The 15,240-nt window shown below is 36.6% G+C and carries 14 protein-coding genes; 1 reads left to right on the top strand and 13 read right to left on the bottom strand.

What is annotated here, in order from left to right; all coding sequences use genetic code 11:
• Positions 1 to 3: 3 nt before the first annotated feature.
• The 13 genes from P6N22_RS05600 to P6N22_RS05540 form a co-directional block, all read right to left on the bottom strand.
• Positions 4 to 2,040: an FAD-dependent oxidoreductase gene (locus P6N22_RS05600; protein WP_280330973.1), complete on the bottom strand. Its 2,037-nt coding sequence runs from the start codon at positions 2,038 to 2,040 to the stop codon at positions 4 to 6.
• Positions 2,041 to 2,049: 9 nt separating this feature from the next.
• Complete coding sequence (locus P6N22_RS05595; protein WP_280330972.1) at positions 2,050 to 2,277, bottom strand: NADH-ubiquinone oxidoreductase subunit E family protein; 228 nt, start codon at positions 2,275 to 2,277, stop codon at positions 2,050 to 2,052.
• Positions 2,277 to 3,518: an NADH dehydrogenase (quinone) subunit D gene (gene nuoD, locus P6N22_RS05590; protein ID WP_280330970.1), complete on the bottom strand. Its 1,242-nt coding sequence runs from the start codon at positions 3,516 to 3,518 to the stop codon at positions 2,277 to 2,279. Before nuoD ends, P6N22_RS05595 begins: the two co-directional genes overlap by 1 nt.
• Positions 3,519 to 3,530: 12 nt before the next feature.
• On the bottom strand, positions 3,531 to 4,337 hold the full coding sequence (locus tag P6N22_RS05585; RefSeq protein ID WP_280330968.1) for an NADH-quinone oxidoreductase subunit C: 807 nt from the start codon (positions 4,335 to 4,337) through the stop codon (positions 3,531 to 3,533).
• Positions 4,337 to 4,846: an NADH-quinone oxidoreductase subunit B gene (locus P6N22_RS05580; RefSeq protein WP_280330966.1), complete on the bottom strand. Its 510-nt coding sequence runs from the start codon at positions 4,844 to 4,846 to the stop codon at positions 4,337 to 4,339. Before P6N22_RS05580 ends, P6N22_RS05585 begins: the two co-directional genes overlap by 1 nt.
• On the bottom strand, positions 4,828 to 5,217 hold the full coding sequence (locus tag P6N22_RS05575) for an NAD(P)H-quinone oxidoreductase subunit 3 (RefSeq protein WP_280330964.1): 390 nt from the start codon (positions 5,215 to 5,217) through the stop codon (positions 4,828 to 4,830). The genes P6N22_RS05580 and P6N22_RS05575 overlap by 19 nt, the downstream gene beginning before the upstream one ends.
• 259 nt (positions 5,218 to 5,476) lie before the next feature.
• Positions 5,477 to 6,763: a DUF1302 family protein gene (locus tag P6N22_RS05570; protein ID WP_280330962.1), complete on the bottom strand. Its 1,287-nt coding sequence runs from the start codon at positions 6,761 to 6,763 to the stop codon at positions 5,477 to 5,479.
• The gene (locus P6N22_RS05565; RefSeq protein ID WP_280330960.1) at positions 6,764 to 7,549 is read right to left on the bottom strand and encodes an outer membrane lipoprotein-sorting protein; all 786 of its coding nucleotides are present in this window, start codon (positions 7,547 to 7,549) and stop codon (positions 6,764 to 6,766) included. It lies immediately after the preceding gene.
• The gene (locus P6N22_RS05560; protein ID WP_280330958.1) at positions 7,546 to 9,930 is read right to left on the bottom strand and encodes an MMPL family transporter; all 2,385 of its coding nucleotides are present in this window, start codon (positions 9,928 to 9,930) and stop codon (positions 7,546 to 7,548) included. Before P6N22_RS05560 ends, P6N22_RS05565 begins: the two co-directional genes overlap by 4 nt.
• 61 nt (positions 9,931 to 9,991) lie before the next feature.
• The gene (locus P6N22_RS05555; RefSeq protein ID WP_280330956.1) at positions 9,992 to 10,588 is read right to left on the bottom strand and encodes a Crp/Fnr family transcriptional regulator; all 597 of its coding nucleotides are present in this window, start codon (positions 10,586 to 10,588) and stop codon (positions 9,992 to 9,994) included.
• Between the two features lie 19 nt (positions 10,589 to 10,607).
• Positions 10,608 to 12,344, bottom strand: coding sequence for an ATP-binding protein (locus P6N22_RS05550; protein WP_280330955.1), 1,737 nt, complete (start codon positions 12,342 to 12,344; stop codon positions 10,608 to 10,610).
• A gap of 44 nt (positions 12,345 to 12,388) precedes the next feature.
• Positions 12,389 to 13,273 (bottom strand): deoxyribonuclease IV, encoded by an 885-nt coding sequence (gene nfo / locus P6N22_RS05545; protein ID WP_280330953.1) that lies wholly within the window; start codon positions 13,271 to 13,273, stop codon positions 12,389 to 12,391.
• Entirely contained in the window at positions 13,273 to 13,740 is a 468-nt protein-coding gene (locus P6N22_RS05540) for a hypothetical protein (protein WP_280330951.1), read from the bottom strand. The genes nfo and P6N22_RS05540 overlap by 1 nt, the downstream gene beginning before the upstream one ends.
• Positions 13,741 to 13,841: 101 nt before the next feature.
• On the opposite strand from P6N22_RS05540, the gene P6N22_RS05535 reads away from it, so the two are divergent.
• Complete coding sequence (locus tag P6N22_RS05535) at positions 13,842 to 15,116, top strand: DNA polymerase IV (protein WP_280330949.1); 1,275 nt, start codon at positions 13,842 to 13,844, stop codon at positions 15,114 to 15,116.
• Positions 15,117 to 15,240 lie beyond the last annotated feature (124 nt).

Raw genomic sequence — 15,240 nt, 5'->3', positions numbered from 1 at the left:
CCCTTATGCCTGTACCATAGCGATGTAATAACAACGCATACAACGCTCAGCTTCTGTTAACGCCTGCTCTTGAGTAAATCCAAGATTTACTTCTTTGTTGTTGTCTTTTCTTACATCAACGTCAAGAACTTCTGCATGCTCACGAGGTAATCCCGGTAACCAACCAGTGATTTTCTCGTTTTTGTTATACACTTTTAATTTCATTAAGTGATCTTCCATGATCTCTTCATCAGTTAAAGTGATCTCACCAGATTGTACATATCTTGCCATTACAGAAGCTGCACGTTTTGCCTGACCTACTGCATTAACAATAGTCATTGGACCATATTCACAGTCACCTGATGCAAAGATACCTTTGCGAGATGTCATATAGTCTTTACCGTTTGTTTTAATAGTAGCCCAAGATGTCATCTCGATATCCCACTCTTCAGGAAGAAGACCAAGATCAGCTGATTGAGAAACCGCAGGGATTAGATAATCTGCTTCAATCGTATATGACGCACCCTCAATTTTTTCTAAGTTAGGGCGACCACCATCAGGATCTGGCACTAATTCATACTTATCAATCAGTAATTCAGTTAAAATATCATCTTCATTTGTAGTGATTGTATTAACTGCAGAGTGGAATAAAAATTCTACACCCTCTTCAACTGCTTCGTGATACTCTTCATACGTAGTATTACGGATGATAGTTTTCTCATCACGACGATAAATCATATATACTTTTTTAGCACCTGCACGGATTGAACAACGTACAACGTCCATCGATGTAAAACCACCACCGACACACACAACTGTTTTACCAGTTAAATCTACGTGATCAGTTGAAAGCAATTGCTGCTCTTGAACATGCTTAGGAGTTTTAATATCAAACTTCTCATACAGGTTAACCCAGTCAAGGAAATCGATTGCTCCCCAGTATCCTTTAATCTCTTCACGCTCATTGTCACAACGAACTTTTTTAGAGATACGAGTACCAGTTGCTACCATAACCGCGTCATATTCTTGTTCGAACTTACGCATATCGTCAGCTGTAATTTTACGGTTTGTGATAAAGTTTACACCCATATCACGAACACATTCAATATCCTCTTGATACTTATCCCAAGGCATACGGTACTCTGGAACTCCAACAGTTACCTCACCACCAAGAACCGGAAGTTCTTCGTAACAGTCAACTTCAATTCCTTCAGCAGCTGTATAGTATGCTGTTGTAAGACCAGCAGGACCTGCACCGATAACCGCAATTTTCTTACCAATCGGAGCTTTTTTCTCCATAGGGTGGAAAAAGTCATATCCATGGTCTGTCTCATAATCAGCACCAAGACGTTTCAGTGCCATAATTGAAATAGGCTCATCAAGGTTTGTTCTACGACATGCATCTTCACAAGGGTGTGGACAAACACGACCACATGTATGTGCAAGCGGCATAGTTTGACGAGTTGCTTCTAAAGAATCATCGAAACGTAAGTCTCTTACACCTTCGATGTATCCAGGGATATCAACGTGTGCAGGACATGCATCTGTACAAGGAGCTGTAATTTTTGCAATATAGCTCGCATCTGCATTGTAATGTTTCGATGGTTTTTTCTCGTTAATACACTCAAGGAAAGTATCTTCAAAGTGTGTCATCAGATCTAAAATAGGATTCGGAACTGTTTTTCCAATCTCACATTTAGAAGTGATTTGCATACTTTTTCCGATCTCTTTTAGGTGTTCAAAATCAGCTGTTTCACCTTCACCGCGCGCAATTTTATCAAGTTGATCGTATAAGATACGTCCACCCCAGCGTCCCGGTGCACAACGACCACACGCTTCAGAGTATTCTTGATACTGTGCTGCATATTCCATCGCTAAACGGATAACATCTACATCTTCATCAAATAGCGTTACACCATCCCAACCGATGAATGCACGTGACGATCTGTGATCATCATACTGTGCCGGCAGATTATAAGCTGATTCTTCCCACTCTTCTTGAGGTTTACCGACATTATTTACCAGTTCACCATTCCAAGTAGAAAAATATACTTTGCTCAAAACAAATTCCTAATCTTTTTTAACAACGATAGTCCAGTCAACTTCGTTAAACTTTAAAGAGTTATATAACTCCCAACCACATTCTTTTACTAGATCTGCACTTCTTTGTACAGGTGTAAAATCACCAATTTCAAAAAGAAAAATAAGTGTCTCATTTGCTTTGTGAGTTTCACCTAAAATCTCTTTCATACGAGGTTCAAAATCATTTTTTAAATGTCTTAGATCATATCTTTTCATTATCTATCTACCTCACCAAATACGATGTTTGTTGTACCAATAATAGAAACAACATCCGGAATATAGTGACCAGGTAAAAGGTCAGTTAAAATTCCTGTATGCCAGAATGAAGGCGCACGTAATTTAAGTCTGTACGGGTACGGTCCGCCTTGAGAATTAATGTAGTATCCAAGCTCACCTTTTGGAGATTCAGTCGGAACATACACTTCACCAACCGGTGGTCTCATACCTTGTGTTACAAGTACAAAGTGTTGCATTAAAGAGTAGTTTTGCGTCATGATATCCAGCTTAGGAGCAGAGATATATTTAGGTGCATGAGCCATTAATTCAGTTTGACCATCTTTAACACATTTCTCATACATCTCTATTGTTTGATAAAGAATCTTTGCAGACTCTCTCATCTCTTCCATATAGATACGGTAACGTGCAAAGTTGTCACCCTTGTCAGAGAAAGGTACATTAAATTCTACTTCATCGTATAATTCGTAAGGTTCCTCTTTACGGATATCCCATGCTACACCTGAAGCTCTTAGCATTGGACCTGTACAACCCCAAGAAAGTGCCATCTCTGTTGGAATTGTTCCAACATCTTCCATTCTCATTCTCCAGATACGGTTAGAATCCAGTAGATCTTCGTAATCTTTGATGTTTTGAGGTAATTTATCTAAGAAAGTTCTTAGTTGTTGTAAGAAATCATCTTGAATATCTAAAGGTACACCACCGATACGGATAGCAGCGTGAGTTAAACGAGCACCACAGTAACCTTCGATAATATCCATTAAGTATTCTCTCTCACGGAATGCAAATAAGAAAATTGTCATCGCACCGATATCAAGAGCCGTAGTCGCTAACCAGAATAGGTGAGACATTAAACGGTTGATCTCTAAAAGCATCATACGGATAACTTTTGCACGACGAGGAACGTCAAGTCCGATCAGTTTTTCAACTGCAAGTGCAAATCCATAGTTATTTGAAGATGAAGCGATATAATCCATACGGTCAGTAGTAGGCATAAACTCGTTGTAAATCATATTTTCAGCCATCTTCTCCATACCACGGTGAAGGTATCCGATATCCGGATGTGCTTTTGTAATTTGCTCTTGTTGAAGATGAAGCATTAAACGTAACTGTCCGTGAGCAGACGGGTGCTGTGGACCGAAGTTTAATATAAGCTCATTATCTTCTCTGTCGAATGTAATGTTTTCAAAAAACGGTGTTAATCTGTTTTTTACTTGTGCCATATCTTTACCACCCTATCTTTGCGGATCATCAATAACTTTTGATGACTCTTTTGTATATTTTTTGATGAGGAACACTCCGCCCTCTTCTTGATAATCTTGAACTGTTTTTTCCATATCATCAGTGATCTCAGTACCTTTTGGAACTTCAAAACCAAGACGGGCAAAACGCTCAGAATCGTATCTGTCAATTCTTGCAGTATCACGAAGTTCAGGGCCGATAATATCACGAGCTTCTTTACCGTAGATTTTATCAACTTCATACCAAGCAGCGAATTCATCACCCTCTAATGGATACGTTTTACGAAGTGGGAATCCTTGCCAGTCGTAAGGCATAAGGATACGTTTCATAAACGGGTGGCCGTTAGCTTCGATACCGAACATGTCGAACATTTCACGCTCTGACCAGTCAGCTGATCTGAAAAGTTTTTCAACAGAATCAACAGCTTGACCCTCTTTAATGAAATATTTGATACGGATACGTTTACGTTTAGTCATTGAAAGCATTTGGTAGAAGATCTCGAAAGTTCCGTCTTTTGCTAACCAATCAATAGCACTTAACTCTGAAAGTTGAGTATATTCTAACTCGTCTCTCATAAGTTCAAGTACACCGTAAATATCTTTAGCATTGATATAAACAACCATTTGCTCAACTTGAATATATGCATCGCTTACTTCAAATTTAGCTTTGATCGCTGCTAAATCAGCTGCAAATACAGCATCATCTTCAACAGGAGTTTTAGGTACTTGCGGTGCTACATAAAATCTGTCTGTATAGTAAGCTTTTGCTTGTACATCATCTTTTGGTGTATATGCTCTCATTACATTAACCTTTTTGCTTTTTGTGCTTTACCCGCTTTTTGTGCACGAATTTTTTGTTGTAATAACATTACACCGTATTGTAATGTTTCAGGTCTCGGTGCACACCCTGGTAAATAAAGGTCAACAGGGATAACTCTGTCACACCCTTGTACAGTTGCGTATGTATTGAACATACCACCTGTATTTGCACATGAACCCATAGAGATTACCCATCTAGGCTCAGTCATTTGATCGTAAAGACGCTTAATGAACTCTGCGTGTTTTTTTGTAAGAGTTCCGGCAACAATCATCACATCAGATTGACGAGGTGATGCACGGAAGATTGTTCCGTAACGGTCAAAGTCATATCTCGATGCACCAGCTGCCATCATCTCGATACCACAACAAGCAAGACCGTATGTCATTGCCCAAAGTGAGTTCGAACGACCCCAGTTTACCACTTTATCAATTGATGTAAGTGCTACCGGTAAACCACCGTCTTGTGTATAATTTACTTTATGTTGTGCCATTCTAGCGCTCCTTTTTTCCATGCGTATACAAAACCGATTGCTAATAATAGGATGAACATAATCATCTCAGCAAATCCAAACCATCCGAGTACTTTAAAATCTACTGCCCATGGGAACATAAATACGATTTCAACATCAAATAGTAAAAATAATAGTGCAAAGAGATAGAACTGTGGTGAAACTCTGTTTGGTTGTTTCGTTACCTCAGGTCCACACTCATACACAGAAAGTTTAATTTTTTCAGTATCTTTTGCAGCTAATGCACGACTCGCTAATCTTGCGATTACTGTCGTTGCTATAAAAGCACCAAATGTTATAACAAAAAGTACAAATACCCCAAAATACGGATTTGCAGTACTAATATGCTCCATATAACCTACCTTTTCAAATAAGAAGTTACTCCTTGTCGTAACCCTTTTTTATATTTGTTTTCTAACGTCAATAAACACTATCTGTTAAGCATACAGAGGGTTCTTTGGACATTAGAAAAAACAGTTAATGCACTATATCAAAAAGAGTATTAAAAAAAGTTTTTTTGGGAAAAAGAAATTTTATGTGTCACATTTTGCAACACATAAAAAATAGAGAAGATAAAAGTGTGTAGATTTGTAATATTTTATGAAAAAAACATCAAAAATTGTAAGAAATGTCACCAAAAAGCATATCGTTGTCCTCTATGGAATCAAAAAATGCATTGCCGCCTAAATAATCTACTACTCCAAATGTTGTTTTTATACTGTCTGTCACATCATACTCAATCCATACTCTTTGATAACCGCCTTTATCAAACCTGTCTCCAAAAGCATTGAACAAATAATTTAGATGCAATGTATCATGCATAAAGTCTGATGTTATTCTTAGTGCCCCTTGATAATTATGTTGTTTCAAGCCGTAATCTTTTACAAAATATTTATCTGCTAAATCTAAAGAGATGGTTGTATCGGCTATACCATTATACTCCAAACCTACTAGAGCATCAAATCTATCAAGCTTTTGATTTGCTAACTGTAGATATCTATAATTTTTATTATATGCCAGTTCTGTTTTAAACAGCCAGCTACCGCTTACTACTGTTGCCGCAGCTCCATACATAGTAATTTTATTTTCTATATTCACATCATTTCGTGGATAAAACTCAAAATTCGGATACACATCTGCAAAATAAAAATCCAGATCAAACCCTGTAAATTCTCCCGAAACATTCAAAGCATACGTAATCTTATTTGGTTTTTTTTGTCCACCTACTTTTACAGGCGAAGGGTTAAAATCTCCGCCAAAAGGAGGTAGTTTATCTTCACGTTGTTCAAGTATGATTATCGGTGTAATACTCCAGTTCTCATAGTAATAATCAAACTTAGCCATAGTCATACTTAAACGTAAATCTTCTATGTCTACCATACCAGGACGTCTGTTATCCAGTGGGTTGAGTACATCAACTACGCGAATAGTATCGCTTTTACCCCATACAACTACTTGACGACCAAGTTTTATATCAAGGTTCTCCAAAAGAGTCCCTTGAATATAAGCATCAAAAAGTTCGACTTCACTCTCTAATGAATCAAGTTCTTCCTTAGTAAATTTATCACGCCCTTTTGCCAAATAAGAAAAATCATAAAATGAATTAGCATTTACTTTGAATTTAAAGCTTTCACCTAAGTCTTGATTATATTCCAGAAACAAAGAGGTTCTCAGTGAAGAAAGTTTATCGTGTGGAGCTTCATTTTGATAACTGTAAGCAAACTCCTGTTTCAATTCCCCTTCTATTCCATACTTTTGCAAAGAAAAGCTTTTTTCTTTATTCTGCTTTGGAGTTGCTTTAACTACAGGTGTCTCATCAAAACCATCCATAAATGCATCTAAGTCATCAGCTATAACTACGCTGCTCAGTAAAACTACGGCAAGTGATAATCTAAGCAACTACAGCCCTTTTTCCAATCTTCTTGTAGTAAAGACATCATCATCTATCGGTTTGTTTACCTCTATGTTGCTAAACTGTAAAATCGTTTGATGCAATGTAGTTTTTCCCTGTTTTGTTGTCATTACCATCTCATCAATCACCCAAACACCGTCTTGTTTATGCATTTTTGTTACATCAAGATATTTCGTTTCTCCATTTTTTAAAAAACCTATTGAGCGTACAACCATGTCTATATCTTCACGAACGAGTCCTATAGTTTTGACATAGCCCGACTCTTCGACCACATCATCGTTTACAGGAATAGATTCGACCATAGTTGTATCGTGTCCTCTTACATCTACGTGTTTTAAAATTTTGTACGTATAATCTTCAACACTTCTTTTTGTCATATCGTAATATGAAAAATCACTTCCCATAAAACTTGAACTCTTGTCGCTTGTAGGAATTCTTTTTACTTTTTTCAGAGCCGGAAGATAGAGCCACTGATCATCATCTTTAGAAGCATCATCATAATCGTATGTTAAAAACGCCGTGTCTTTAACATCTGCAGGCGTTTTGAAAAACATGATTTTATAATCATCTTTGCCGAAATCTTTACCGAATGTTTTGATAGAGCGTATACGCTGATTTGAGTTTTTATCGATCAAAATCATTTTCATATCTTGAATAATAGTTTTCCCGTCATCTCTGTCATACACAGCTTGTGCAATTGCTCTTGCTTTGTCGTCTGCATGTACTAAAGCCGTAAATGCTAATAGTGAAATTAATCCAAGTTTTTTAATCATTTTATCCATCCTCTTTTTGCAATTAGAACCATAAGTGCAGGTGCAAGCAGCAAGTCTGCAATAAGTGCCAAGATAATAACACTTCCAGTTAAAAATCCAAAGTTTTGTACGCTTTCCATTTTTCCAAACATATATGCATAAAACCCAAGTGAAAGTACGATTGTTGTAATAACCATCGCTTTACCCGTCGTGTAAAAAGTTTTCTCAACAGCCAAAACAGCATCTTTTGTGCGTAAATAGTAACGTTTGAAGTTATGCATAAAATGAATTGTATCATCCACCGCAAGTCCGATCGCAATCGAGCCGATTAAAAGTGTAAACATATCTAAAGGGATGTCATAGATATACATCAGACTAAGTCCTATAATTACAGGTGTAAGGTTTGGAATCATAGAGATAAGTCCAAGTCTTGCATTACCCATAATAAACATCATCGTAATTGCAATCAGCGTAAATGCAATGATGTAACTCTCTACAGATGAGCGGATAGCCTGCGTAAAAGTGTGTACCAATAATGGAATAATTCCCGTCACAGTTACATCTTGATCTGCAAAAGTCTCACTATATCTTTTTTGCACATGCTCGAGCATATCTTCACTCTGTATACTATCTACCCAAGGCACCTTAATAGTTACACGAAGTTTTGAAAATTGTGAATCTACAACATCTTCAAGATCATCGCTTCCGCTGTTTTCAAAAAGAAGCAGTTCTTGTGAAACAAGCGCTTGATCCGATGGAATTGTATAAAAACTTTCATTGTTTTCATGAAGTGCTTTGTTACTCTCTTTTACAATCGTATCAAGCGACATAATCTTTCCGATATACGCTTTGCCGTCATCATATTTTTCTAACTCTTTGTTTAAATTCTCCAATTCCTGCAGACGTTTTGGATCCTGCCAGCCGTTTTGCTGTTTTGTATCCGCTACAACTTCCATAGTCAATGAACCGTATAGGTTCTTGTCTATGTAATGTGTCCCTACATAATTTGGATCATCTTTTGGAAACCATTCAAGCGGATAGTGAGATAGACGGATATTTGTCGCCAATATAATCGAAAGCAGAACTAAAAGCAAACTCACCGTCACGACACTTTTTGGATGATGTGTAGGAAAATATGCAAATCTTTCCATCACATGATCAAGCCAGTGTTTTTTATCTACAGGTTTTGGCTTCATCGGAGTAATCATCAGCAGTGCCGGTAAAAGTGTCAATGTTAAGAACAGCGAAATCAACACACCTAAAGAGGCAAATTTACCCATATCGGCAATCGGTGCTACTTCACTTCCTGCAAACGATGCAATACCGATAGCAGTCGTTATACCTGTCATTGCAATTGCTAGCCCCGAGTGCTCCAGTGTAAAAGTGATTGCAGATTTCTTATCTTTACTCTCATTAAACTTGTCAAAAAAGATTGAGAGTACATGCACTGTTGCACCGACACTCACGGCAATTAAAAGCGATGGGACAATTTGAGTAGGAAGTTTAAATGCTACACCGAAATAAGCCATAGACCCCACAGTTGTTAAGAGTGCCAACACAATTACAAGTAATGGATAGACAGTAGCACTTACACGTCTAAAAATTATAAAAAGGAAAACTAAGATAATCGCTATCGTCACTCTAGTAAACTTCTGCATATCCTCTTTCATCATAGATTTGAGTGCATCCATAACACTAGCACTTCCTGCATAATAGATCTTAAAGTCATCATCTGAATATTTGTTTACGATCTCTCTTACTTTTTTTACAATCTCTGCATTTTGCATATCTGTCAGAGGCTTACGCTCTTCTTCTGCGGCAGCAGGTGCATCAAAATCGCTGAACATCTCATCGACACTCTCTTGTTTATCAGAAACAAATGCCTTTGTCTCGATCATAATCGTAGTGATTTTACCGTCGCGTGACAAAAACAGATCTCTGTAAAAAACATTATCCATAGCAATACTTTTAATCTTGTCAGCATCAGCCTGTGTTTGAGGGAAATTTTCCAGTAAATCTTCAACGATTAACTGATCTTTTTCACCGCGTGTATTTCTTACATTGACAAGTGATGTCACCTCATCTAAATAAGGAACATTGTCTTCAAGTTCTTTATGCAGTTTTTTAAGCTTCGTTAAAAAAGGGATTGAAAAGATATGATCGTTTTCGATCGCAATCAAGATCCTCTCATCACGACCGAACTGCTCTTTGAACTGTTCATATTTGATAAGCATTGGATCTTCTGGATGTAAAAAACCTTCCGTTGAAGTATCCATTGTAATTTTCGGAACGTTTGAGATTGGAAAGGCAATTACTAAAAGTGCAAATAATATGACTATAAAAGGGTGTTTACCTATAAACTCCCCAAATTTTCCTAATTTTTGTTCTAACTTATGATGCATTCATTCTCCCTTTTGGTGACGCAATATTAATATAAATTACAAAGTAAGTCATTAACATATGTTAATTTTTATACTCTTTTTTCAGACGACTTAAATGCTGCGGAGTAATTCCTAAAAAAGTTGCAATATGATACTGCGGGACTTTATTTAAAAGATGTGGCGTTTCTTGCATAAACAACTCGAACCTTTCATTGGCACTTTTTGTTTGTCTTTGAATAGTTTGATTATGCAAATAAGAATAAGCGGCTTCAGTCATTAAACGACCAAAACGTTCCCACTTTTTAAAGTTATTATATAAAAACTGTACATCTGTATAATTAATAGCTACAACTTCCGTATCTTCTAAGGCTTCTATATTGATAGTAGCCGCTTTTTGATGTAAAAAACTATCATAATCTATTACAAAAAGATTTGTAACACCGGCATTTTCATCATTATAAAAAACACTCCAGGTAAAATCTTTCCCGTTTTCATCTATAACGTAAGCTCTTACCAAACCACTGTTAATAAAATATATTTGATTACAGATATCACCTTGAAACAAAATTGTCTCTGATTTTTTAAACTTCTTTATTACAAGTTTTGATTCTAAAATTTTCCATTCAATAAGATTAAAAGATATATGCTGTTTTATAAAATCTTTATACTTATTAAACACTCTCTACAATTCCTGAAAATTATTTATTTAAAAATCCCATAGACTTTTCATTGTCAAAACTTCCAGTTTTCTCACGTCCAATCTCATCTTTAAAATCTTTCATTAAAAAGATTGGGTCCTCTTTAACAGCAACTTTGTAAGCCGTATTTTTTATAATCAGGTTGATCTGTCCACCTGTTAAAGAGTACTCAGCAAGTTCTTCTTTATTAAAGCCCTCTTCATACGGTGCATCTTTTGGCAGCATCTTTTTCCATAATTGAACTCTTTGCTCATAATCGGGCTTTTTAAACTCAATTTTGTAGTTGAATCTTCTTGAAAATGCACTATCTATATTCTCAAGTAAGTTTGTCGTTGCTATAAGCATTCCACGGAAATTTTCTATCTGTTCAAGAAAAATATTTTGCATCTGGTTATGCATCTGATCAGAACCCGTAATGTTACCGCTGCTTCTTGCACCTAAAAACTGATCTGCTTCATTTAAAAGTAAAATAGGCTCAGTTTTTGTCTTTTCAGTCAGCTCATAAAAAGTATCAAATATCTTTCTTACGTTCTTTTCACTCTCACCTACATACATAGAGAGAATTTTTGAACAATCAAATGCTAAAACCTGACGTTTTAAAGACTTCGCGAGTGAATATGCAGTCATTGTTTTACCGGTACCTGCTGCTCCGTAAAAAATAATGCGTGCATCGATTCCAGATTTTTTCTGTTTTATACCCCATTTTACAAGACGTGCAACCACCTCTTTGTCTACTTGTTTCATCAGGTTTTCTAAGGTTTCTCTCGTTTTAGGATTCAGCACTACATCATCGAGTGAGCTTTCAGGCTCTACAAGCTCAAAAATATCTTGCTCTTCGATTAAAGCATTAAGTTTCAAACGCGTTACTTTTTTTGTTTTTTGAGGATGCATAATACTTTGAAGTACTTCATCAACAATATAAAAAGCTCTAGAGATTCCACCAAAAGGATTCAGCATCTCTTCATAATCTATAATACCGCTTTCGATCAGGTTTGAGCCGTCTTCTAAAAGTGAACGGTTTTTAATTCTCTCATATTCATCTAACGAAATCAGATCAATAAGAGTATTCATCTCACGTAGTGAAATATCAGTTGAGCTGTACTCTTCGCGGAGCAGTGCCAAAAAGATCACCTGCTCGTAATTGTTCATCTTCTTTTGTTTAAAGAAACGGTCAAGTACTAACTCTTCCGATGTTTGTGCAACTCTTTCATCAATTCTTTTTTCTAAAAGTTTGAGTTTGTTTTGCAGACGGTCTATCCCTAAAGAGTGCTCATGTACATTCTGGCGGATTACGCTCATCTTTTGGTACAACTCTATTCTAAAGAACTGATCCTGAAGATACTCAAGATGATCTGCGTACGGTTTTATTTCCGGCAAGTCAAGGTCAAGTGAGCCTTCTTGCAGAAGTTTAAAAAACGGCGGTGTTAGTCCAACGGCAGAGTTTAAAAGCTCTAAAGGTGTTACGTCTGCTATCTTGATCGGAGTAAAACTTTGCTGATGTAACCATCCCAATTCTAAAAGGTTTTTTACCCCTCGTAAATTGTCCAAATACTCAAAATTTGTATGAGTATAAAGGTCTTGAAGCAGTTGAAAAACCAAAACATCATCTTGCCCTTCAACATATTTTTTTAAAACATAGCGAAGCATTTTTGCTTCATCTACACTACATTTCAAGTGTATAAATATACCACTCTTTTCGACATCTTTTGTATTTAAAAAATCTGCTAATGTTTTCAAAAAAATCCTTAAAATTATATCTGTCTATCTTACAGCAACTAAACTTAATCTACAAAAGAATATAAAAGTGCAATCTCATCTTTCCAGATAGACTCATCAATCGTCTCTAACACAAGTGGAATATCATCCATTCTCTCATCATTCATAATAAATCTAAAGGCATCAAGTCCAATCTCACCTTTACCTAAAGAGTGGTGTCTGTCCACGCGGCTTCCAAGTGGCGGTTTAGAATCGTTGATATGCATCCCGCTTAAATATTCAAATCCTACTATTTCACCAAATTCATTCCAAGTTTTATCGTATGCTTCGCGAGTTCTAATGTCGTACCCTGCCGTAAACATATGACAAGTATCTATACAAACACCCACACGAGATTTATCTTCTACTTTATCAATAATGCGTGCTAAATGTTCAAACTTGTATCCTAAATTTGTTCCTTGTCCCGCAGTGTTTTCTATTACCGCTTTTACACCGCTTGTTTTGTCAAGTGCAAAGTTAATAGATTCTGCGATTACATCAAGACACTCATTTTCCACTTTTGCTAAATAATCTAAATCTTTTTTCTCTTTTGCAGAGAGTTTTACAAGATGACTTCCCGGATGAAAATTGAGTCTGTCAAGGCCTAGAATCTCACAACGTTGTAATTCATCTATAAATGCTTCACGGCTTTTCTCCAGCTTATCTGCTTCAGGATGCCCGAGATTAATTAAATATGAATCGTGCGGCAAAATATGTTTTGGTAAAATTCCCGATTTTTCCAGTGTATCAAACCAAATATCCAATGTTTTTGCATCAAAAGGTTTCGCATCCCATCTTTTTTGGTTTTTTGTAAAAAGTGCAAATGCTTTTGCCCCTATCTCTTGTGCATTTGTGATCGCATTATATACGCCGCCGCTTGCACTTGTATGTGCTCCAACAAATTTTGCCATTATTGTACGTCCTTTATCTTTATTAATATTTTGTTTTCTCTGTCTTTGAAATAGATTTCGTCTAATTCTACTTTATATACAATATCTACACCGTTACCCTGAATAATTTGTACAAAGCCTAAATTTGTTTTGAGTAAATTTTTTCCCTCATAAATAGGTTTTGCTAAAAAAACATTTTTTAGCAGGTCATCGGGATATGCACTTGAGAGGTACTCTTCATTAAAAGAGGATTTTCTCATACACCCTTCCCCCTCAATACAGATCATCCCGTCAATCGTGATCTTTTTAAACGCCTTACCGACAACATAGAGATCGATCTCTACACTCTTGTCGTCTACACCGATATACCCAAGATCGGAAAAGCGAATATTTTGCGTTTTAAAAACAACCATCTTAGAACTTTTTTCAAGCTGCTTCACACTGCAGGCACTGAAAAAAAGAACTAAAAAAACGAGTAGATACTTCATAAAATAGTGTACTTTCAAAGAAAATTTTCCAAATTATAGTAAATTTTTTGCAAATTGACATAAAACAAAAAATTACTCTTTTTTTTTCATACAATCCACTTATGAAAATACATATAGATATAGACTGTTTTTTTGTTAGCGCCATTCGTACCATAGATCCAAGTCTGGAACATAAGCCAGTTGCAATTGGTGGACGAAGCGATACAAAAATATTTGATACAAGTGCCAAAAATCAAACCGTCAACTTTGAAAACTCCGGAAGTTTCGTACCCACTTTTTTTAAAGCATATGAGGAAAAAGATGATGATCTTGACAGCTTTCGCGATAGTGACGGAAAAATACGCGGGATCCTGACAACTTCTAGTTATGAAGCAAGAGCGTACGGTGTCAAAACTGCAATGCGGATCGAAGAAGCCCTAGGACTGTGTCCAGATCTTATTATAAAAGCACCGAATATGAGTTTGTATCAAGAACTCTCCCATAAACTGCATGAGTACCTGATGCTAAGGATTCCGTTGATTGAGCAGGCAAGTATTGATGAGTTTTACGGTGATCTCAAAGGGTGGATCGAAGATGAAGATGTGCCTTATTTTATAGACACCCTGCGTCACGAGATCAAAAAAGATTTAAATATTCCCGTCTCTATCGGAGCAGCTTCGACACGTTACATCGCAAAACTGGCAACCTCCTATGCTAAACCTTTTGGCTCTAAAGCTATTTATCCATGGGATTTTGACAAATTCGTAAATCCGATCAAGGTAGAGGATTTTGCCGGTATCGGCAGAAGTATGCGGCAAAAACTTCACTCAGTGCAGATACATACACTCGGAGAGCTTAGAAAAAGACGTGGAACGCTAGAGTCATGGGGACCTTATGCAAAGGAGCTTTATAAACGTGTTAATGGAGAGGTTGATGGTGAAATTCAGACAAAGCGTGAGAGAAAATCGATTGGAATCTCCCGTACTATTGAACCCATTTTCGATAGAGTGGAATTACGTAGACGCGTACATATTTTAGCACGCCACCTTAGTTTTGCAATTATGAAACTCGATGTAATACCCACCACTTTTCATCTTTCAATAGCCTATGAACTAAGTCAAAAATCTCATGCTAATATCTCTTTGGCAGAAGTGTTCACAGACAAGAAGTTTGACACTTTATGTATAGACCTGTTTACTCAAGCCGACACACAGAGAAGACTTCGTGTTATTAGACTGAGTATTCAGGCAGGAAACTTTACAAAACATTCAAAAAGGGAACTCTCTCTTTTGAACTTTTTTGATGAGCAAAAAATGCACCGCCTCACACTCTCCTCACAATTGTTACGTCAAAAATATGGAATAGATGCTGTCAAATGGGGTAGTGAAATGCAATAAGCCTTGAGTGCAAGAAACGTTTTTGAAACAAAATGTTCACTGGAACTCATGAACAGGGCTTATTATACATAGTAACAAAAATAGAAAAAGCTATAATCAAAAAACAGAACTTATGCTACAATAC

Origin of the sequence: Sulfurimonas sp. C5, assembly GCF_029872055.1 — a bacterium.
Lineage (GTDB): Bacteria > Campylobacterota > Campylobacteria > Campylobacterales > Sulfurimonadaceae > Sulfurimonas.
Note: the sequence above shows the minus strand (reverse complement) of the source record. Positions and strands in the feature narration are given on the sequence as shown.